This is a genomic window from Glaesserella parasuis, from assembly GCF_002015085.1.
In the GTDB taxonomy this organism is placed as follows: domain Bacteria; phylum Pseudomonadota; class Gammaproteobacteria; order Enterobacterales; family Pasteurellaceae; genus Glaesserella; species Glaesserella parasuis.
Genome location: NZ_MUXW01000056.1, coordinates 1 through 21,941, shown reverse-complemented (window position 1 = coordinate 21,941; position 21,941 = coordinate 1). Strand labels below are relative to the sequence as shown.

Genomic DNA, 21,941 nt, shown 5'->3' with positions numbered 1-21,941 from the left:
GGGTAAATAATGAGAAGTAAAGAGTTTTTGCAACAACTTTCTGCGTATGCGGAAAGTATGCGAGCGAAAATCGAAGCGGATTTTGACGGGTGGGACGATTCATCGCAGGCGGTGGCTGAACGGCGTAAACAGGTATCCGACCCTGTAAATGGCTTGGCATTTTTTATTAATCATTATTTTCCGCACTATGTTCGCTCCCCGTCTAAATCTCAACTGCACCGTTACCTTTTTGAGCGATTACCGAAAGTGTTTGCGAGTGAGAAATCTTGCCTTGAAGCGATTGCTGCTCCCCGTGGTGAAGCAAAATCAACGATAGTCACTCAGCTCTCTACACTTTGGTGTTTGGTTACGCAGAAAAAACGCTACGCCCTATTAGTAATGGACTCTATCGACCAAGCCTATCCTATGCTAGAAGCGATTAAATCAGAGCTGGAGTTTAATCAACGTTTACGCATCGATTTCCCTGAAATTGCAGGGGCTGGGCGTGTTTGGCAGTCGGGGACAATCATTACTCGGGCAAATCAGAAAGTCCAAGTGGCAGGCTCAGGCAAAAAATTGCGTGGTTTACGCCACGGGGCTTATCGTCCTGATTTGGTGATTTTGGACGATATTGAGAATGACGAACAAGTTCGCAACCCTGAACAGCGTGACAAATTGCATAATTGGCTCAAGAAAACTGTACTACCGTTAGGCTCTGCGGACGGTAAGTTAGATGTAATTTATATAGGTACGATTTTGCATTACGACAGCGTACTTAATCGCACCCTTGCCAGTAAAGCGTGGAATACCGCCCATTTTAAAGCTGTTTTAAAAATGCCTGACAATATGGTGCTTTGGGATAAATGGGAACACTTTTATCTAACCGAAGGAGAAGCGGTCGCAGATGCGTTTTATTTTGCAAATCAAGCGGAAATGGATAAAGGGGCGGTAGTGTCGTGGGAAGCGCGTCCTATTCTGGCGTTAATGAAAATTCGAGCAAGGGACGGACACGCTACTTTTGACTCCGAATATCAAAACGACCCTGTAAGCGGTGACGATGCGATTTTTGCCAACAGCTTGCAATACTGGACGGAGTTGCCTGATGACTTAATTTATTTTGGGGCGCTAGACCCGTCTATGGGTAAAGCAGGGGCAAGCCGTGACCCAAGTGCGATTTTGGTGGGTGGTTATCACCGTGCAAGCGGTAAGTTATATGTAGTGGAAGCGCAGATTAAGAAGCGTTTGCCTGATTTGATTATCGAAGATGTGATTAGGCTACATACACAATACCAGTGCCATAAATGGTTTGTAGAAACGGTGCAGTTTCAGGAGTTTTTGGCAACGGAGCTGGTTAAGCGCTCGGCACAACGTGGCAAGCCTGTGCCAGCAATGGCAGTTAAACCTAACACCGACAAAATGTTGCGGATTGAGAGCTTGCAACCGCATATTGCTAACGGTTTGATTTTAATCCATCGCTCGCAATCGACCCTTGAAAGCCAGCTTAGACATTTTCCGAAAGCAGACCACGATGACGGCCCTGATGCTTTAGAGATGTTGTGGCGTAATGCGATAACGGCTTCAGCTCCGATTGAGTGGGAGTCGATAGAAGATGAAGATTGGGAATATCGGAGTAAATGGCGACATTAATGATGGGTAGGGACACACTGCGTGTGTCCGTGAAAGATTAAGACAGGCGGACACACGCAGTGTGTCCCTACATCGTAGGATAATTTATGAGCAAGAAAAAGAAAAAACAGTATATAAAACCCGATTTAAATGGCGTTAAAAACCCAAATTTACAAACCGATTTAGCCGAAATCACGGCGACAGGGCGGGTGTTATCAGACCACCCAAGCAATTTCATTACCCCTGCGAAGATGAAGCAGATTTTTGATGATGCGGAAAATGGGGATATTACCGCTCAGCACGAGTTATTTATGGATATTGAAGAGCGTGACTCGTCAATTTTTGCGAATATTCAAACTCGTAAGCGTGCGGCGTTGGGGGTAGATTGGTTTATTCAAGCTCCACGCAATGCGACACCTGCGGAAGAAAAACTGCGTGATGAAGTTGATGAGTTGTTTTATCAGATCGGCAATCTTGAAGACTTGATTATTGACTGTATGGACGCTGTCGGTCACGGTTTTTCTGCTTTGGAAATTGAATGGGCATTTAATGGCAAGGTGTGGTATCCGAATGCATTTATACACCGTCCGCAGTCGTGGTTTAAATGGGATAAGTTAGACAATTTACTGCTTAAAACCCCACAAAATCAAACTGGCGAACCATTACGCCCTTATGGGTGGGTGGTTCATACGCACAAATCTCGCTCGACACAGTTGGCACGCAATAATTTGTTCCGCACGTTGGCGTGGTTGTATATGTTTAAGCACTACTCTATCCACGATTTTGCGGAGTTTTTAGAGTTGTATGGAATGCCTATCCGTATTGGTAAATATGGTGCAGGGGCAACCCCAGACGAGAAAAAAACACTCAAGCGTGCATTAGCGGAGATTGGGCATAATGCGGCTGGGATTATGCCTGAATCGATGAGTATTGAGTTGCATAATGCGGCAAATGCTGGGGGTGCCTCGGGCAATAATCCGTTTTTGCAAATGGTGGATTGGTGTGAAAAATCTATCGCTCGTTTGATTTTGGGGCAAACCTTAACCAGTGGGGCGGACGGTAAAAGCTCAACGAATGCCCTTGGTAATGTACACAATGAAGTGCGACGAGATTTGTTAGTTTCAGATGTGAAGCAATTGGGGCAGACATTTACTCAGCAAATTATTTTGCCGTATTTGTTGATTAATTTCCCGAATGTCGATCCTGCTCGTATTCCGACGTTTGAATTTGACACCAAAGAACCTGCAGATTTGGCGTTGTTTGCCGACAGCTTGCCGAAGTTGGTGGATATTGGGCTACAAATCCCTGCAAATTGGGCAAGGGATAAGTTAGGCATTCCCGAAGTTCAAGAAGGTGAGGTGGTGTTGGGGCGTGTAGCACAGCCGACACAAGCGGTCGGATTGTCGGATAGGGTTGTGAAATCCCCTTATTGTCCTTGTGGGTGTGGGGGGCGAGTACATTCCTTTTCTGCTCAGTTTAAAACAGGGATTAAAGAGCAAGATACGTTAGATGAAATGGTAGATGAAGCCTTAGCGGAACCTGACTTTAACCGACAATTAGATGCTATGGTGAAGAAAGCAGTTGCGGTGGTGATGGCGTGTAGCTCTTATGATGAAGCAGCGGAAAAATTAGCGGAAGCCTATCCGAATTTAACAAGCAAAGAGCAAGAGCAATATTTGGCAAATGCACTCTTTTTAGCAGATTTATTGGGGGCTGCAAATGCCGAAAGCTAGTTTTCTGCTAGGTCTTGAACCAAAAGAAGCGATTGAGTATTTACACCAAAAGAAGTTATTAGCTTCAAAGGTGTTTAAAAAAGAGTTATATGACAGTGCGTTGGCTCGTGCTACAACAATCAGCAAATTGACGGATTTGGATATTACTCGTGATATTTATGGCTCAATGGAAAAGGCTCGGCGTGAAGGTAAATCATTTAATGAGTGGAAAAAAACGCTTGTTGATGACTTAGAACGGAAAGGCTGGGTTTATGGTCACGATAAAGCGATTAGTCGTGGTATTGATGGTAAGTTATTAGCTGATCCAAAAACGGGGGAGCATTTTGGTACACCCCGTCGTTTAAATACGATTTATCGCACAAATATGCAACAAGCATATTCTGCAGCTCGCTATCAGCGGTATATGGATAATGTGGATAATCGTCCATATTGGCAGTATTCCGCTGTGGGAGATAAACGTACTCGCCCTGCTCATCAAGCATTAAATGGGAAAATTTATCGTTATGACGATCCGTTTTGGGCGACATTTTATCCACCAAATGGTTTTAATTGTCGTTGTACGGTGATTGCGTTAAGTGGGCGTGATTTAAAACGGAAAGGCATTGAACAGGTAGGCTCTAGTGAGGCGTTGTTAGTGAAAGCTAAACGACCGAAAGATAAATTAGGTAATCAAGAGGAAACCATTGGTTTTAAATTGCCTGATGGTACTGTGCGAGTCGCTGATAAGGGTTTTGACTATAACGTAGGACGTTTGAGTTATAAGCCAAATTTGGATTTGTACCCTGAAAAGTTGGCACATCAGTTTGCGAAAGCGGAGATGGTGGGGGGAGAGTTTAAATTATCTTATGAAAAATTAGCTCGCAAGGTGAGTGAAATTAAGGGTGATAAAGGGAAATTAACCGCTGAAGAAATGGTTAGAATGCGAGATCACTTGACGCAAAATTTTAAATTTGCAGCAGGTAGATTAAACCTAGAAACTCAAAAGCAGATTGGCAGTAAAGTGGCTACGGTCTGGCTTTCAGATGATACGCTAATTAAGCAATTTAATAGCCGTGAGGGGCAGGATTTTGGGGTTGATGAATATGCTAAATTGCCTGATTTAATCCATTATCCTCAATATTTATTCAGAGCCAAAGATTTTGCGGATAGATTTACTCTTGTGAGTAATGGAAGTATGTTGGTAATGAAAGTTTTGAGTAATGAGATTTTTATTTTGTCTTATCGCAAGATAAAAGACAAAGAATTGAAAAAGCTATTGGAGAAAGAAAGTGCACTTAGGTAGGGCTCCCCACACCTACACACAGTCCCGAGTCTATTTCACCTCATCGCTTGCGATCTGGGAGATTCATCGCTTTTCTATGTGCACTAGGGGTAATATACCCTTCATTATTCTAAAAATCAATTCAGTGAGTTAAAAATGATTGAGATCCAAACTAACGGTATTGACGAGATTATCAAAACCTTAAAACTATTGGCTTCCAAAACGGAAAATAATGCGAGTTTAATGCGAAATATTGCTGGCACGATGGAGTCTGCGGTATTAACTAACTTTGATGTTGGTGGTCGTCCTCGTTGGTTGGGTATTAAATATCGTGATGGTTCTCCGCTTATTGATACTGAGAACTTGATGAGCAGTATTACCAGTGATTATGACAAAGATGTTGCGATTGTCGGCACAAATGAAGCCTATGCTGCTATTCATCAATTTGGTGGAAAAGCTGGTCGTGGGCGTAAGGTAGATATTCCTGCTCGTCCTTTTTTAATGCTGACACCACAGGACGAGGAAGATATTTTGCAAGATGTTCAGGACTATTGGCAGTCGGTTTTAAAATAATGCCTGAAACGCCTCTAAATCGCCCATAGTGGCGATTTTGTTTTTGTTGGTATGATTTATCGTCCAAAATTTTTTAAAACAATTTAAAACGGTTTTAAAACGTTTTAAAATGGGTTGTATCTCTTTCGCTATACAAGCGGTCACTTTTTTCAAAAAATTTGCAAATTCCCTTTAGTGTGGAAGTTGTTCCTCGTTTTTCCTTTTCTCTTATCTCTTATTCTCTAGTCTCATTATTTTGTATGAGGTGCGTTGTGGAACGTAAATTCAAACTTAATCCGATAGCTTGCAGTTTTGAGCTTGCCAAAGAGGTCAATGGGCGTATTCAGCTTTTTCCGTTTGGTTGGTTTCATCCGCAAGATGGACGTGAGGGGGCGTTTTATGTAGGAGATTCTAACGGCTATCAATTAGCAGATGAGATCAATCAGTTAGGCATTGAGCTGATGATTGATTATGAGCATCAAACTCTCTTTATTGCGGAAAACGGCAAAGGCAATCCTGCGGCAGGCTGGATTGTGAGAGCGGAATATATTTCAGGCGAAGGCTTATTTGCTGATGTACGTTGGACATCTAAGGCAGTCGCTGAAATTAAAGATGGGATTTATCGCTATATTTCACCGCTGTTCTTGGCAGATGCGTCGGGTACGGTGATTAAGGTGTTAAATGCCGCTTTAACTAACCGCCCTGCACTACATAATTTGGCGGAAGCGGTCGCAATGTCTGCTCAGTTTTCTCACCTTTTAGAACCTAACGAGGATAACTCCAAAATGAAAGAACTTTTGATTAAGTTGTTTGGCTTGTCGGCTCAAGCAACGGACGATGAAATTACAACTAAGCTGACGGCATTGTCGGCAGCGAAAGGCGATAGCTCAGTGGCATTAAGCGATGTGTATGCCGAACTTGCCAAAGAACAAGGGCAAGTCGTGGCGTTGACTGCGAAGGTAAACAATCCCGATCCTGCAAAATTTGTGGCGTTAAGCGATTTGCAAGCGGTGCAAACTGAGCTTAACCAGATTAAACAGCAAATGAACGATAAAGAACGTGATGCGTTAATTCAATCTGCATTATCTGATGGACGTTTGTTGCCTGCACAGAAAGCGTGGGCGGGAAAATTAGGCAAAGAAAATCTGGTGGCGTTATCAGATTATTTGGCAACGGTGTCGCCTAACCCTGCCCTTGCTGGTACGCAGTCGGGAGGTAAAGATCCGAATGAGCAGACGCAGAAAGTGGCGTTGTCAGCCGCAGAGATGGCAGGGGCAAAAGCGTTAGGTTTAACCCCTGAAGAGTACGTTGAAAAATATAAAAAGGCAGGTGCGTAATGGATAAATTTAAAAAATCAGAATTGTTAAATGCGTTAGATACGGCATTTAAAACAGAGTTTAAAGCAGGTTTAAGTCTAATTAAACCGCAGTGGGAAATGCTTGCAATGCGTATTGCATCATCAACTGCGACTAATACTTATGGTTGGTTAGGTGCATTCCCGAAAATGCGTGAATGGGTGGGTGAGCGTCAAATCCAGAAGATGCAAGCTCAAGGGATGACCATTGAGAACAAATTATTTGAATCGACGGTTGGTATTAAACGCACTGAAATCGAAGATGACCAAGTGGGATTATTTACGCCAGTGGTACAACAAGCAGGACAAAGTGCGGCGGAGTTACCTGATGATTTGGTGTTTGGGTTGCTTAAAAAAGGTAAATCTACCCTTTGTTATGACGGGCAGAACTTTTTTGACACTGACCACCCTGTTTATCCGAATGTGGACGGTACTGGCGTGGCGAAACAGCAAAGTAATGTCACCACTGGCTCAGCATCAGGCAAACCTGCATTTTATATTTTAGATGATACTAATGCGATTAAGCCGTTGATTTGGCAAGAACGCACTAAGCCTGAAATTGAAGCGAAGTTTGATCCGTCTAAATCCGACAAAGTCTTTATGGAAGATGTGTATTTGTGGGGTGTGCGTGCTCGTGGTAATGCTGGCTTTGGTTTCTGGCAACTGATTCACCGTGTGGAATCGTCTGACTTAACCGCTGATGTGGTGATGGATGTGTTGGCGAAGATGCGTATGTTAAAAGGCGATGGTGACAAGCTCTTGAATATCCGTCCAAGTGTGATCCTTGTTCCGCCGTCACTTGAGTACAAAGCTCGTCAGCTATTTGAAGCCGATGTGATTAATGGTACAAGCAATCCGTTAAAAGGCGTATTAAAAGTAGCCGTGAGCGCTCAAATTGTTGAGTAGTTATTGTGGGGTGGGGAGCTTCCCACCCTTTATAAATCTTAAATCTGAGGTAAGTATGGCTAAAAAAGCAAAAGCAGAAAAAGAAAAACGAACCGCCGAGTTAGAAAAAGGCGGTGCAGATGAAACCAAAGATACAGCGGGGAACTCGTTACAGTCAGATTCTGCGGATTCAGCTAATGCAACAGATGAAAAAGTGGCAGATGCAAAAGCAGATGGTGCGGTAATTCAGCCGATTGCCTTTGAAATCACCTTAAAGGCGATTCACCCACAAGCAAGCTATGGGCGTTGCGGTTATCGCTTTACCAAAGATAAAGCAGTGGAAATTCCGTTTGATGCCTTAACGGGTGAGCAGATTATTGCACTTTCGCAAGATCCTTATCTTGAGCTTGTGCCAATTTGTGAGAAGTAGCGATGTATGCCGACATTAAAAGTGTGGTTTCTGCACTTGATGATAAAACATCACTCTATGCCGATGTTGAAGATTTTGTTGTCCGTATTGGTGAACGGGAATCAATAGAGCTAACTGATCGTGATGGGCTTGGCGTTGTTGATGAAGCCTTATTGGTTGTTGCTCTAAAAGATTCATCTAGTCAAATTGACGGTTATTTGAGTGGGCGTTATCGCTTGCCTTTGAGGGCTGTACCACAAAATCTGACACGCATTTGTTGTGATTTGGCTCGTTATCATCTCACTAGTAAGTCGTCGGTGACAATGACTGAAGAAGTCGAAAATCGCTATAAGTTTTGCTTAAAAGAGCTTGAGAATATCTCAAAAGGGATTGTGTCACTTGGGCTTGAGGAATCCTCCGTTGAGGATATGGCAAATGGCGACAACAGCGTGCAGTTTTTTAATGGCGGTAACCGTATTTGGGGGCGTGACCAACGATGATTACTAAAGTTGAGCAAGCATTGATTGAGCGGTTGCGACTTGGGCTTGGCAAGATGGTTTATTCGGTCGGGAGTTATTCTGGGGAAATTGACGATAGTCAGCTTGATGTACGCCGTCTGCCTGCTTGTTTGGTTTCTTATGCTGGCTCTGATTTTGATGTTCGTTCAGTCAATGCTAGGGGTAAGCGTTATCAAGCAACGGATACCTTTGTTGTGTTGGTAATGGCTCGCTCTATGCGTTCCGCCGTTGCGGGGCGTGTGGGTGGCGTAACATCTCAAGAAGTCGGCGTAAATCTGTTGCTTGGTGCGGTGAAGTATTTGCTGATTAATCAAACTTTAGGGGGGTTGGTGTCACCTATCCAACCCAAGCGAATCCGCACTATTTGGAATAATGCGGAAGTGAAAAAAGAGAAAATCTCTGCTTTTGCGATTGAGTTTGAAATGAGCTACACCGAAAACGGCTTTTTAGAGGATGGGCGATTCCCAGAGGGTGAGGCAAGTATTGAGGCACTATTTAAGCAGTATCAGGGCAAACTTGATAAGCCATACCAAGAGCTAAATGGGTTACATAATCGTATTTTTGAGTCAAATAACAACGCCACTACCTCAGTGACGGTAGTGAGGGAGGAAAAAGATGAAAATTAAAGTAAAAGCAATTAATGGGGTACGAGTACCATTTGAGAACCACCCCCATAGCTATATCGAACACGAGCCAGTGGAAGTTGATAACTCAATATACTATCAGCGTCGTATCGCTGATGGTGATTTAATCTTAGTCACTGGTGTAGATAAACCTAAAAAAGAGAGTAAATAGGAGGGGGGAATTATTATGGTTGATTTTGACAAAATCCCGAACAGTATTCGTAAACCAGGAGTATATACCGAATACAATAATAAAGACGCTGTGACCACCTTGCCTACGAATGAGCAAGAAGTGTTGATCGTTGCTCCGATGACGGCTCAAGCAACAGGAAATTATAGCTTGCCTGTCAAAGTGTTTAGTGATACCGATGCTGAACAGGCATTTGGGGCTGGCTCTGTAGCTCACTTAATGGTGCGTCAGGCTATTAAGAATAATTCACTGATTCGCTTAACGGTTATTGGATTAAAAGACCATTCTGCAGGTGTTGCTGCGACAGGGCGTGTGACTTTTACAGGGTCTGCAAGCATTGCTGGTGTGGTGCGTGTTGTTATCGGTGGGGAGGCTTATGAAATTGCGGTGGCAAAAAATGAAGCGAATACTGCCATTGTCACTCGTTTGGTGGCTGTGATTAATGCCTCTCGTTATAGTCAAGTTGTTGCAAGTGCAGAAAGTGATGGCGTATTGCTATTGACTACCAAATGTAAAGGTGAAATTGGCAACGAATTGATGTTATCGGCTAAACACACCGCTGGGACTTTAAGTCTTGCTGTCACTGCATTTGGTGGAGGTCAGCGTAATGCCCAGATTGCACCAGCGTTAGCAAGTGTTGCAGGCAAGCATTACAACGTGATTATTTCGCCATTTTCAGATGAAGAAAATGCAACGGCACTACGCCAGCATTTGGAATTGATGAGCGATCCGATTGAGGATAAAGCAGGAATTGGTGTAATGGGTTGGCGTGGTACTTTTGCGACAGGAACAACGTTATCTTCTCGTTTAAATTCTGAACGTATCTCTATTGCGTGGTACAAGGGTTGTACGGAAACAAATGCGATGATTGCAGCAGGTTATGGGGCTGTGATTGCAGGTGAGGAAGATCCTGCGAAGCCTCTTAATACGCTTGAGGTCAAGGGGTTAAGTTTGGTAGACGATTCGCAGAAGCCGTTATTTAGTGAGGTAAACCAAGCCTTATTTAATGGGCTAAGTCCGCTTGAAGTTGTGGTGAATCGTGTTCAGATTAGCCGTGCTATTACGACTTATACAAAATCAGTGACGAATACCGACGATCCAAGTTATTTGGATTTAACCACTATTCGTACTTTAGATTATGTGCGTAAGGCAATCCAAACTCGTCAGCGTTTACGTTTCCCACGAGCTAAAAATACACAGCGTGTTATTCGCAAAGTGCGGTCGGAAATCCTTGATGTGCTTTATCGTATGGAGCAACTCGAAATCATCGAAAACGTCGACGAATGGAAATCTCGCTTGGTGATTGAGCGTAATGCCCAAGACCCAACGTATTTGGACTTGGATATTCCTGCAGATGTTGTAAATGGCTTGCACGTTATCCGCAATAAAATCACATTGTTATTATAGGAGTAGATTATGGCTGAAGTCTTTGAAGGTTCTTGTGTCCTTGAAGTTGATGGGGTTGAAATTGATATTACGAAGTTAGATGTCAAAATTCAAACAGGGCGTAAGGTCGTTAAAACAATGAATAGCGCTGGGCGAGCTAAGGGGTATGCTCAAGGTATTGAAGAGATCACGTTATCTATTACTGCGGTAGAACCTAAAGATGGTACGGTGATTGATTGGAAAAATATCAAAGATGCCAAACTTACCAAATACCCGTTAAATAATGCGGAAAAACGGACATCTTATTTGGGGTGCTTTACCATTGAGGTGGGTGCTTCCTATACGGTAGACAATGAATCGCAAATTGATATTCAACTAGGTGCGTTGCGTGAGGTTGTTGAGTAATGAAAGTTGAGCTTTTAGGGTTTGAGTATCAAGGGAAGGTTTTTAAACAGGCAAATGTGCGTTTACTTACAATGGGTGGGCAATGCACTGCCCTTGAGATGATTGATGCAATGGGCATTGACGAAGAAAATGCCAGCCATAAAGAGGCAATCTTAGTGGATATGGCTTATCTTTCTCAGCAGGTCAGTTTTGACGGTATTCCTGCAGAAATCGTTGATGCACAATTTTTATTTGAGCATTTAGCTACGGATGATTATTGGCAACTGCTTGAGGCAACATTGATGCTTAAAAAAAAGCCTATCGGAAATGGGGCGAGCCTAGACAACCTAAGCAACCGTCAGGACGGTTTGGCGTAGCGGAAGCCTTTAAACAATATCGCCAAGCGGTGATTTTGTTTGCGAAATTTGCAATTCCTGCTGATAAGGTGTGGCAAATGTCGCTGATTGAGTTGTCGGCTTGGATTGAGAGTTATTTGGAGTTTGAAGGCATAAAACAGCCTAAGCAAGCGACAGATAGCCCTAGCAATAATGTTAAACACGAAAGTTTTGTGTTTACTCGACGTGGAAAAATTGGGGCGTAAAGCCCCTTTTTTATAGGTTTAAATCCAATTTAAAAAGAGTTTACCATGGCTAAAGATATGAAAGTGCAACTTGAGCTAAGTGCAAAAGATAATGCAAGCCAAGTAATTAGTAAGGTCGGAAAAGAAGCAGAAAAAGCCTTTAAGGATGCAGAGCAAGCAGCGGTTCGTAGCAGTCAGACTCAAGTGAATGCAACAGAGAAAGTCGCTACGGCAACGCAATCATCAAATAAACGTATTGAGCAGGCTTACCGAGAAGCAAGAAAAAGTGCTGCAGATCTTGCAAGAGCGAGAGAAACGTTAGGTATTCGTTCAGAAAATGCGATACAGCAGGAAATTAGGCAAACCCGTGCAGCTTATGAGCAGTTGAAGCGGTCGGGCGTGGCCTCTCAAAATGAGTTACGTCGTGCCTCTGAGCAAACGAAACAACGTATCAAAGAGTTAAATGCGGAGCTTGGTAAGTCTAGTTTTGGAGATAAGGCTGCAAATGTTGGGCGTGGTTTGATGAGCGTTGGGGCTGGTGTTGCAGCTGGGGCGATGGTTATGCGAGAGCCTGCTCGTAATCAAATGAATTTTGATAAACGATTAGCAATGGTAGCAAATACAGCATATTCAGATCGTGATGTTCAAGGAAGAATTGCAGGAAAAGAAGAGCTATTTAAGGCGGTAGAAAAAGCTGTCACCGTAGGCGGTGGAACAAAAGAAGATGCTCTTAATTCCTTAGATACATTGTTGGCATCAGGGGCGATGTCCGCAGATACGGCAATGAACTTATTACCGACTTTGCAAAAAGCCGCCGTTGCAACAGGAGCAACGCCTGACGATATTGCAAAGATTGCTATTTCATCTATGCAACAAATGGGAATTGGTGAGCAAGATATTGGCAAAGTTTTAGATATGGCAGTTGCAGCAGGGCAGGCAGGACAATTCGAGCTTGCTGATATGGCTGCGTGGTTGCCACAACAAATGGCTGCAGGTAAACAGGCTGGTTTAAATGGTTTAGAGGGGTTTAAGCGTTTGCTGATTGCTAACCAACAAGCACGAGTGACTGCAGGCTCTAGTGATGAGGCTGGCAATAATTTAGTCAATTTGTTGGGCAAAATTACCGCTAAGGAAACCAATGATCGCTTTAAAAATTTGAAATATAAAGATCCAAAAACAGGCAAGGAAAAAGGGATTAATTTTGCAAAATCAATGGAACATTACAAAGGCAAAGGGCAAGACTCTCTACAAGCCTTTATGTCTATTATGGACGATGTTGTGGGAGGTGATAAGCAATATCAAGAGTTGCAGAATAAACTCAAAACAGCTAAAGGTGCAGAGCAAGCTAAATTATTTAAGGAATTAACCGATCTTGTCGAGGGGACTGCCATTGGTGAAATTATCTCAGACCGTCAGGCGTTGATGGCACTACTTGGGATTAAGAATAATGTTCAGCTAGGTCAAAAGGTCGATACAGAAGTTGAGAATAGTCAAGATGCTATAGAAAAATCTCACGCTGTAGTAAGAGATACAAATGCTCACAAGGTGGAAGCCTTAAAAAACAGTAATGAATTTGCCGAAATGAAAAATTTTGAGCAGGTAAATAATGTTTTGGGAGCATTGAGTGAACAGCTGGCTAAATATGCGAATGAGTACCCTAATTTAACTCAGTTTTTAGTGGGGGCAAAAGATGCGGTTTTTGTCTTTGGTGCTGCGTTAGCTGCATCTAGCTTATTAAATATGTTAAAAGGCAACCCGAAAGGATTTGGCAATTTGGCTAAGGAGATTTTTAAAACATCGACTAAAACTGTAGCTACAACAGCTACTACAGGGGCTGTTACAACGGGAGCGACAACGGCAGGCAAAATGGCAACAAGGGCGTTAGGTTTTGGTTCTTTAACTGGCGTAGGACTGGGCTTATACGCTGCGTCAGAAGGTTATGTGCCTTATATGGCAAGGCAAGAAGCCGAGAAAGAAAAGCGAGCGGAAGCAGAGAAAAAATTTAGAGAGCAACATAGTAGTAAGCCGTCGGCATTTACTTATGGGAATGCGGCAATGGGGGGCGTTAAGCCTGAGCATAATTATCACGGTGCTTATGTGATTGCAGGACGTTTAAATGATAACAAAATTGCTCAGGAAAGGGTAAAGCAAGGGTCTTTATCTGAAGCGGAGATGAAATCTCGTTTGGAACGCAATCAAGCTATCATTGACGGTGAAATTCGCCCAAGCGTCGAAGCAACTACAGGGGCTTTATCAAATTACCAAGCAGACTTTCAGGCTTTTGGGCGGTCTATTTCTATGGCAATTGAGGCTGGGCTTACATCGCAGTCGCATACCTTGGCGAATAATATCACCCTCGAAGTCGATGGGCGTGTGTTGGCTGAATATGTGTCTAATGAGCAATTTAATTTTAATAAACGGGTGGCGTAGATGAGTGGTTGGACAATGCCTGTTCAACAGGCAAGTTTTAAAGGGGTGCAATTTGATGTTATTGCGGTTGATGAAATTTTTGACAAAGCCATTGCAGAACACGCTTATCCCTTTGTGAATGGGGCAGATTTAGAAGATATGGGGCTTAATCCCCAAACAATTAAGTTGCAAGCGGTCTGTTTTGGTGAGGGCTATTACACCGATTATAAAAAATTACTTAATGTGGTTCAGCAACGTGGGGCAGATGTGTTGGTTCACCCTATTCGTGGGCGGATCCCGAATATGATTTTGGTATCAGCAAATTTACGTCACGATGCCGAAAATGTGAATTATGTGGCGTTAGATTTGACGTTTAGGGAAGCAACTCCATTAAAACCGATTTTTGTATTTGAGCATAGTTTATTGGCGAAGATAGATCGTTATCTTAATCTTGTAGATAAGTTTATCGGCGATATGTTGGCGTGGTGGGTGAAAGGAATGGAGGTTGTAGCGTTTGCCCACAATGCTAAAAGTCGATTATTGTCGCAATGGAGTGCGATTTTTGGTTGTTTTGAGCAACTCAATGCCTTATTTGAATTAAACCAAAATGTAAATACTTTACCTGTCGGGGTTAGTAAGTCAGATTTTCAAAAGCAGGGGGTGCAGGCATTGCAACTTTTTTATGATGTGATTTTAGCTCAATCGAAAACACATCAATTTAATACTACGCTAGGGGTAAAAGCGGAATTTAATGAGCTAATGCGTGATATTGATAAGGTGTTAAATATCCCGCGTCTGTTAGTTACAGGACAACATCAACGAATTACCTCTGCATCTCAGTTTTTTGCAATGCAAAAAAATGGTCGGTCAGCGATAAAATCTCGTTTATCGGTAGATGATGTGAAAAATCTAAACTGTGCATTGCATTTAATTAGTTGTAACGTTTTGGCTAAGACGACTGCTAATATTATTGAAACCTACGCCGAAAATTTAACACCAACCGAAATTGAGTATATCACTCAACAGACAAGACTTTTGATGTTGAAGACGCTTAATTTTGTGCGTGAATTACAACATCTTAAACGGACTGCAGAAAACGCTGCTGAACCTAATAATGGGCTTTATACCGCTTCTTATGTGTTGGCAGAAGGTTTACGAAATATGGCGAGTGAATTAATGCAGATAGCTGTCACGACGATTAATCAGAAACCGCCATTAATTGTGAAAGAAGTCGCTTTTAATGGGACTTTACAACAGGTTGCTCACGATTTTTATCGGGATTATCGTCGTAGTAGTGAGTTATTACGGCTTAATCCGCAAATCCGTCAGCCAAATTGGATCGAAGCAGGAACCCTATTAAATTGTTATTCGGAGTAAGACGATGATTGAAAATGAGGTTGTGGTTGAGATAGATGGCAAGCAACATAAAAACTGGAAAAGCTACAATATTGATAGTGATTTTTTAATTCCTGCGGATAGCTTTTCATTTGATTTAGGCAAATCCAGTGAAATGCAGGTATTGCCGAATTTTGCAGGTAAAACCGCCGTAGTCAAAATTAATGGTGAGACAGTTTTAACAGGTATTGTTGATAATACGCAACATCAGATCAGTAAGAGTGGGCGTTATTATGCCATTAATGGGCGAGATAGGGCTTCAATTTTATTGGATTGTTCTGCTCCTATTACGAATGTGAAAGGCTTAACAGTATTTGATGCGATTAAGAAAATTGTAGAGCCGTTGGGGATTAAACAGGTTGGGTTACGAGCAGAAAATAATCCTACTCTGGATAAAATTGATATTGATATTAGCGAAACAGCGTGGGAAGCAATTATGCGTTGTGCTAATTCTGCTGGGTTGCATTGTTGGTTTGAGTCTAATGGGACGTTAATTGTAGGTGGTGCAGATTATTCTACCCCACCAGTAGCAACCCTCTATGTTAGAGCCAATGATAGCAGTCGCAATAATTTTAATGAGGCAAGTTTGACCTTTGATGTGTCGCAAAGCTATTCGGAAGTGACGTTTTTAGGACAGAAGCACGGCCGTGATAGCGATAGTGCAAAACACGATTTTAAGTGGGTTTATAAAAATCCTGAGTTGCAGATTTATAAACCTAAAACAGTGGTGTTAAGTGATGTAGAAAATCTGGAAGCCCTTAAAAAACAAGCTAAAAAACAGATTAGTGATTGGCAGTTGGAAACCTTTGATTTAACTGTAACTGTCCCCGACCATAAAACTGCAAGCGGTCAGTTATGGCAAGCTGGGCAACGGGTTCACGTTATTTGTGAAGAGTATGAGATAGATGCGATTTTCTTTTTAATGGGACGGCGTTTTATGCTTTCTAGGGCAGGTGGCACGCAGACAGAGCTTCGATTTAAACAAGATGGCATTTGGACTCCTGATGCTTATAAGGCAAAAGCTGAACAAGCTCGTAAGCGTAAGGGGAGAAAAGGGAAAGGACGGAAAGCGGAAAAAGAGCTGGTCGGCTCGTGGGAGTTAGAAAAATGAGAAAATTAGCACAACAGGCAAGGCAACGTATTAACAATGCTCAAAATTCGGTACGTTCTGCTTTTAGGGGGGTGTTAAATTTAGTGAAAAGTACTCCGCAAATTCAACTTTCACAGGTGTCTGGCTTGGCAGATGAAACATTGCAAGATGTTGAGCTGATGCAACATTTTGGATTGACATCTGTTCCACCAGCAGGCACTCAAGCGGTTGTTATTCCGCTTGGGGGTAAAACCACACACGGCATTATTGTTGCGACTGAAAATGGCTCTTTTCGGGTAAAAGGCTTAAAAAATGGTGAAACGGCAATTTATGATGCCAGTGGCTCAACGATTATTTTAAAAAACGGCAGATTAATTGAAGTGGATTGTGATGTTTTTAAGGTTAAATGTAAAAGCTACGAGGTGGACGCAACAAGTGGGGCGAGTTTTAAAACACCTAAATTAGAAACAAATCAGGTCTTTACCGCTCAAGGACAAATTAATGGCAATGGTGGTATGACGGTGCAAGGCGGTAATGGAGCGAGCTTTAGCGGTGATGTTACGCAGACAGATGGTAGTTTTAGTACTGATGGTGATGTAACTGCAGGTAGCATATCCCTTAAAACCCACACTCATCAAAACGACGGCAGAGGGCAACCTGTGGCGTAATTCGTACAAGCGGTCTTATTTTGCAAAAAATGTACAAAAAACAGACCGCTTGTGTGGAAGTGCTTCCTCGTCATTTCTCTTCTCGCTCTCGGTATCCTATCAATATGGACAGAGAGATCAGCCCGCTTACTCGGGACTACACAAGTAAGAACATAAATACACTACAAAATGCGGTGTATATCAGATTAACCACTCCTTTAGGCTCGTGGTGGGCAGATGGGCGCGTAGGCTCTCTGCTCCATCTTATTAAACGTGAGAAAGATTTAAGTCGTGTTGGTTTGTTGGCTCAGCAGTACGCAGAAGAAGCATTGCAACCCTTATTAGACGACAAACGAGCAAAATCAATCACGGTAACGCATCATCAAGTACGAGATGGTTCAATTTTGTTAGAAATTGAGGTTATTGATAATCGTGGTGATGCTTTTAAGTTTGAGCATAGCGTAAAACTAATTTAAATGGGGTTTAAATGTTTATTACACCAACTTTAGACGAAATCCGCCAAGCGATTTTAAGAGATGTAGTATCTCTTAATCCATACGCTGATGTTTCGGTTGATTCTGATAACTATGCTCGTGCAAGTAGTTTGGCAGCTACCGCAGAGGGGCTTTATGCTCATCAAAAATGGGTAATTAAGCAGTTCTTTCCTGATACTGCTGATACAGAATTTTTAGAGAAACACGCTGCTTTGCGTGGTATTTATCGCCGACAAGCAACTTATGCCAGCGGATTTGGTGCTGAAGTTTTTGGTAATACTGGAGCTGTAATTGAAGCTGGTAAACAGATAATGGCTTCGGACGGTCGGTTTTATGAAGTGATTGAACCTGCTCAGATTACTCAATCCTCTGTAGTGGTTAAAGTCAAAGCACTTTCAACTGGAGCAGGTCAAAATATTATTCAACCTGTTAATGCGAATTTTATGTCTGCCCCTGTTGGGGTACAGACGGCTTGTGTATTGCGTGAGATTGTGGGCGGAACAGATGAAGAAAGTGATAGCTCATTGTTAGAACGTTTGCTTAATCGCATCAGACGACCGTCTGCTGGTGGGAATAAATACGACTATAAGGAATGGGCGTTAAATGTTGATGGGGTTGAAGCTGCATTTGTCTATCCTTTGCGACGAGGATTAGGAACCGTTGATATTGCAATCATCAGTAATAATGATTTGCCAAGTGATGAAACCGTTGCTCGTACACAAGCCTATATTGATGAAGTTCGTCCTGTTACGGCTAAAGAGTCAAAAGTCATTAAACCAATAGCTAGACGAACGGACTTTAATATCAAGGTGAAATTGAGTGGTGTGGATTTAGTCACAATTAAAGCAGAAATTGAGTCTGCATTAGGCAATTATTTTAGTCAATTAAGCCCTGCAGATAGTTTAATTGTATCGCAGTGCGAGGCAATTGTGAGTGACTTGATTGGGGTTGTTGATCGTCGAATTATTTCGCCAAGCTCTAATTTACAAGCGAATATTGTGCCAAATATTGAATGGTTTCGGTTAGGTCGAGTCACGGTGGAGTTAATGCAATGAGCTTTCACGCAAATGTTCTAAAAACACTTTATCCTCCTGTTTCCTATGACATCAATGGTGAGCAATTTGTAGCTCAATGTGAGGTAGATGGGCGATGCTTCGACCTTTTGCAACAAAGTGCAGAAAGAATGCTTAATGCAATTACCCCTGATACGTCTCGTGAGATGTTGGCAGATTGGGAAAGGGTTTGTGGGATAAGTACCGATCTTTCTAAATCGTATTCGAGTAGAGTCAATAAAGTCATTCTGACATTAAATGCAGTTGGGGGACTTTCTATCCCTTATTTTATGCAGTTAGCGAAGTCTATTGGCTATACCATTGAAATTAAAGAGTTTTCTCATTTGCAAAACGATTTACCGAATGCAGGTGATATTCCTATTCAAAATTCCCCTAGAGAACATTTGGGGTATATGTGGCGGGTTACAGTAACAAATGGCGATAACAATATTACTCGTTTTCGGGCTGGGCAATCTGTGGCAGGAGAACGATTAACGGATTTTGGCGACCGAATTTTAGAAGAATTTTTTACAGATTTAAAACCTGCTCACACCTATTGCTATTTCGCATACATTTAAAGGTATTAAGAAATGAAAACAAAGCTTCCAAATATTGAATCTAATACAGGTAGATTTATTGATGGTAATCCTGCAACAGGAACATTAGGGACTATTGTAACAGCTAAATGGCTTAATGAAGTCCAAGAGCGTATTCAAGACTATTTTGAAGAATTTAAGAATGTATTACTTTTGGCAAATATGCAACCTATTGAAAGAACAAATAATCAAGTTGCAGACGCTATTAAGTTTTATATTGGAAACCTTAATGCCAGCCCAACCCAAAAAGGCTTAGTTCAACTCGCCAATAACCTAACCACCGATGATGCCACAAAGGCGTTGACGGCGGCGCAGGGAGTTGCGATTAAAAGAAGATTAGATAAATTTATTATTAACAACAATTGTCAGGACGACGCTGATACATTAGTGGTTGATGGAATTTACTCTTATGGTAGTGGCGATATGTCTAATAAGAATTTGCCTACGAGCCATAACTATTATGTACAGGTGATTTCTGGTGACAGCCCTGGTTGGCACAGACAGGTGGCGATGAGAGCTTATTCTGGGGATAGATATGAGCGTTATAAATTGTCATTTAATGGGAATTGGTCGCCTTGGAAACGTGCTGATATTGGGGGGCTTTTTGGAAGATTCGACTCGCTCAATATCAACTTAAATGATTTTAAGAGCGATGGCGTTTTTAGCATCGGACACGCCACGTCTCGTCCTGTCGCGCATAGTGGTATGTTATTTGTTTTGTCAGGCGGTGTTGAGGGTCGCACAGGAACCCTACAACGCTACACACTACATAATAAACAAGAATGTTATGAGCGATGGTTTGATGCTAGTACGAATAGTTGGAGCAATTGGGCAAGGGTCGATGGCGCGGAATGGAGTACGTTGAGAGATAAACCTACGACTGTAGACGGATTTGGTATTACAGACGCGGTTAAGAAGACTGGCGACACAATGACTGGCATACTCAATATCAACCACGCCGCCTCTTATCTAAGAGGTAAAAATAACGATGTGGATGATTGGTTTGTCGGACGAGTTAGGGATAATGACAACGACGTGGCGCTTGTGTCATATCAATACAGTACCGGCGTCCACCTCAAGGAGGACAGAGTTGAGAGCAACAAGCCCATCTATCATGGAGCGAATAAAGTCTTTGACGAGGGCAACCTGCTCCCGGTCAAGCAAATCAACTTGCGGTCACATATCCCTAATACTCAAATTCAGTACCAAAACGCCACGCCCACAGAGTTGCCTATGGGTAGCTATATAGGATTTACAACCAATGCGCAGCTAAGTGGCAATGGCGTATTCAGCGGGTGGGGTTTTGTTAGCAAAATAGATAGTACCCAAGCCTTTCGCCAAGCTGTAAACTTTGATAGGCATTTTGCCCAATGGGGCAACAATGCCAGTGGCTGGGGGAGCGTGCATGAGTACTTTATGCTCCGCCCACGATTAGAAGTAAGCAACCTCAATGACGTCACTGTGTATGGCGTGTACTCCCAAATGGCAAATGCCAACGCTCAGCCTAACCTCAACTACCCTGCACAAGAGGCGGGGACGTTGCTGGTTACGCCATCTGCGTATGGTTATCAGCAAGAGTACACAACTTTTTTCAGCAATAAAAAATTTGTGAGAGGCAGAGAAGGCAACAGATGGCTGCCGTGGAAGCAGATTGACGGAGCGGATTGGAGTGAAGTGAGAAATAAGCCAACGACCGCATCAGGTTTAGGTATTAATGATTTTGATAATAGAGTGACAGCGTTATTTACTTATCAAAAAATCGGCAACTTCGAAATCCGCAAATACCCTGATGGGACGATGATTCAAACCTATTTTTATGATGTAAATGATTTGAAAGAGTGGATAGAAAAGCAATTTACTTGGGCTGTCGCTTTTGCTGATAAACCTATGGTGATACCTAAAGTGGAGCATACCTATGGTATAAACAGCGATGTTGGTAGTGCTATTATGAGAAAAAGCACCAATGCTGTTTGTTATTATAAATTATATGAACACAACAGTGAGAATCAAGGTGACTGTCGAGTGCAATTTTTAGGTGTTGGTCGCTGGAAATAGGAGAATACAATGGCAATTTTTTATAAAGATGGTTTTTATAACAACGACCACGGCGGTTTTGTACCTGAAGGGGCTTGTGAAATTTCGGAAGAAACCTACCGCTTGTTACTTGAAGGACAAGCTCAAGGTAAGCTAATCGTTGCTGATGATGAAGGGCTTCCGATTTTAGTTGAACCAGCGCCAATGCCTATTGAAGAACAACGCCAACAAACCCGTAATGCTATCAACGCTCTGCGAGATAAGAAAATCAACGGTGGCGTTTATGTGCCAGCTATCGACAAGTGGATTGATACCGATGCCACCGCTGAACGCAATATCTTGTCTGTCAAAGCCACATTTGACTTATTCGGTGACCAAGAAATTCCGTGGACGTTCGCCGATAATTCGGTGGCGATGATTAATAAAGAAAAATTGTTAGTCATTTGGCAGGTGTTAATGGAAGCCAAAACGAACAATCACGCTAATGCCTTGAAGCATAAGGCGATGGTGGAGCAAGTAGAAAACCCGTTGGAATATGATTATTCGAGTGGGTGGACGCAGACTTATGAGGAATATCAAAATGCTTAAACAATTTAACCTACAACAACTCAGATTCGACGACCCTGTCATCACTACCGACGAAGAGGGGCAACCTATTATCACCACTCACGGCGAAGGTTGGTATACCCTCACAACACAAGAACAGATTGATGGTATTAATGTGTCAATTGTAGGCAATGGTGA

Annotated in this window: 23 protein-coding genes; all 23 read left to right on the top strand. The window is 42.5% G+C overall.

Annotated features, from left to right (window positions below; all coding sequences use genetic code 11):
* Window positions 1–9: 9 nt before the first annotated feature.
* Window positions 10–1,626 carry a phage terminase large subunit gene (terL, locus tag B0183_RS11010; protein ID WP_078208794.1) on the top strand — a complete coding sequence of 539 codons (1,617 nt, stop codon included), beginning with the start codon at window positions 10–12 and terminating at the stop codon, window positions 1,624–1,626.
* An 86-nt stretch (window positions 1,627–1,712) separates the two neighbouring features.
* The gene (locus B0183_RS11005; RefSeq protein ID WP_078208793.1) at window positions 1,713–3,338 is read left to right on the top strand and encodes a DUF935 domain-containing protein; all 1,626 of its coding nucleotides are present in this window, start codon (window positions 1,713–1,715) and stop codon (window positions 3,336–3,338) included.
* Window positions 3,325–4,620, top strand: a complete 1,296-nt coding sequence (locus B0183_RS11000; RefSeq protein ID WP_078208792.1) for a phage minor head protein — start codon at window positions 3,325–3,327, stop codon at window positions 4,618–4,620. The genes B0183_RS11005 and B0183_RS11000 overlap by 14 nt, the downstream gene beginning before the upstream one ends.
* A gap of 135 nt (window positions 4,621–4,755) precedes the next feature.
* The gene (locus tag B0183_RS10995; protein ID WP_078208791.1) at window positions 4,756–5,172 is read left to right on the top strand and encodes a phage virion morphogenesis protein; all 417 of its coding nucleotides are present in this window, start codon (window positions 4,756–4,758) and stop codon (window positions 5,170–5,172) included.
* 239 nt (window positions 5,173–5,411) lie between these two features.
* On the top strand, window positions 5,412–6,488 hold the full coding sequence (locus tag B0183_RS10990) for a phage protease (protein WP_078208790.1): 1,077 nt from the start codon (window positions 5,412–5,414) through the stop codon (window positions 6,486–6,488).
* A complete protein-coding gene (locus B0183_RS10985; protein ID WP_016057771.1) occupies window positions 6,488–7,411 on the top strand; it encodes a Mu-like prophage major head subunit gpT family protein in 924 nt (307 codons plus the stop codon). Before B0183_RS10990 ends, B0183_RS10985 begins: the two co-directional genes overlap by 1 nt.
* Before the next feature lie 55 nt (window positions 7,412–7,466).
* Window positions 7,467–7,820 carry a hypothetical protein gene (locus B0183_RS10980; RefSeq protein ID WP_035493258.1) on the top strand — a complete coding sequence of 118 codons (354 nt, stop codon included), beginning with the start codon at window positions 7,467–7,469 and terminating at the stop codon, window positions 7,818–7,820.
* Window positions 7,821–7,822: 2 nt separating this feature from the next.
* Window positions 7,823–8,299 (top strand): gp436 family protein, encoded by a 477-nt coding sequence (locus B0183_RS10975; protein ID WP_016057773.1) that lies wholly within the window; start codon window positions 7,823–7,825, stop codon window positions 8,297–8,299.
* On the top strand, window positions 8,296–8,943 hold the full coding sequence (locus tag B0183_RS10970; RefSeq protein ID WP_035520360.1) for a DUF1834 family protein: 648 nt from the start codon (window positions 8,296–8,298) through the stop codon (window positions 8,941–8,943). Before B0183_RS10975 ends, B0183_RS10970 begins: the two co-directional genes overlap by 4 nt.
* Window positions 8,933–9,112, top strand: a complete 180-nt coding sequence (locus B0183_RS10965; protein WP_005711909.1) for a DUF2635 domain-containing protein — start codon at window positions 8,933–8,935, stop codon at window positions 9,110–9,112. The genes B0183_RS10970 and B0183_RS10965 overlap by 11 nt, the downstream gene beginning before the upstream one ends.
* 15 nt (window positions 9,113–9,127) lie before the next feature.
* Window positions 9,128–10,537 (top strand): phage tail sheath subtilisin-like domain-containing protein, encoded by a 1,410-nt coding sequence (locus tag B0183_RS10960; RefSeq protein ID WP_005711907.1) that lies wholly within the window; start codon window positions 9,128–9,130, stop codon window positions 10,535–10,537.
* Window positions 10,538–10,546: 9 nt separating this feature from the next.
* Window positions 10,547–10,921: a phage tail protein gene (locus tag B0183_RS10955; protein WP_005711906.1), complete on the top strand. Its 375-nt coding sequence runs from the start codon at window positions 10,547–10,549 to the stop codon at window positions 10,919–10,921.
* Entirely contained in the window at window positions 10,921–11,277 is a 357-nt protein-coding gene (locus tag B0183_RS10950) for a hypothetical protein (protein WP_005711904.1), read from the top strand. Before B0183_RS10955 ends, B0183_RS10950 begins: the two co-directional genes overlap by 1 nt.
* Before the next feature lie 29 nt (window positions 11,278–11,306).
* Window positions 11,307–11,501: a hypothetical protein gene (locus tag B0183_RS10945; protein ID WP_020997281.1), complete on the top strand. Its 195-nt coding sequence runs from the start codon at window positions 11,307–11,309 to the stop codon at window positions 11,499–11,501.
* Between the two features lie 45 nt (window positions 11,502–11,546).
* A complete protein-coding gene (locus B0183_RS10940) occupies window positions 11,547–13,910 on the top strand; it encodes a phage tail tape measure protein (RefSeq protein ID WP_078208789.1) in 2,364 nt (787 codons plus the stop codon).
* Entirely contained in the window at window positions 13,911–15,266 is a 1,356-nt protein-coding gene (locus B0183_RS10935) for a DNA circularization protein (protein ID WP_005711899.1), read from the top strand.
* Between the two features lie 4 nt (window positions 15,267–15,270).
* Complete coding sequence (locus B0183_RS10930) at window positions 15,271–16,395, top strand: phage baseplate assembly protein (protein ID WP_005711897.1); 1,125 nt, start codon at window positions 15,271–15,273, stop codon at window positions 16,393–16,395.
* Entirely contained in the window at window positions 16,392–17,042 is a 651-nt protein-coding gene (locus B0183_RS10925) for a phage baseplate assembly protein V (protein ID WP_005711896.1), read from the top strand. The genes B0183_RS10930 and B0183_RS10925 overlap by 4 nt, the downstream gene beginning before the upstream one ends.
* Window positions 17,043–17,146: 104 nt before the next feature.
* Window positions 17,147–17,497: a phage GP46 family protein gene (locus tag B0183_RS10920; RefSeq protein WP_021115447.1), complete on the top strand. Its 351-nt coding sequence runs from the start codon at window positions 17,147–17,149 to the stop codon at window positions 17,495–17,497.
* Between the two features lie 11 nt (window positions 17,498–17,508).
* Window positions 17,509–18,570: a baseplate J/gp47 family protein gene (locus B0183_RS10915; RefSeq protein WP_078208788.1), complete on the top strand. Its 1,062-nt coding sequence runs from the start codon at window positions 17,509–17,511 to the stop codon at window positions 18,568–18,570.
* Complete coding sequence (locus tag B0183_RS10910; RefSeq protein ID WP_078208787.1) at window positions 18,567–19,145, top strand: YmfQ family protein; 579 nt, start codon at window positions 18,567–18,569, stop codon at window positions 19,143–19,145. The genes B0183_RS10915 and B0183_RS10910 overlap by 4 nt, the downstream gene beginning before the upstream one ends.
* 12 nt (window positions 19,146–19,157) lie before the next feature.
* Window positions 19,158–21,218, top strand: a complete 2,061-nt coding sequence (locus B0183_RS12830) for a hypothetical protein (protein ID WP_234802059.1) — start codon at window positions 19,158–19,160, stop codon at window positions 21,216–21,218.
* A 9-nt stretch (window positions 21,219–21,227) separates the two neighbouring features.
* Window positions 21,228–21,785 (top strand): DUF4376 domain-containing protein, encoded by a 558-nt coding sequence (locus tag B0183_RS10900; RefSeq protein WP_078208786.1) that lies wholly within the window; start codon window positions 21,228–21,230, stop codon window positions 21,783–21,785.
* The last annotated feature ends 156 nt before the right edge of the window (window positions 21,786–21,941 follow it).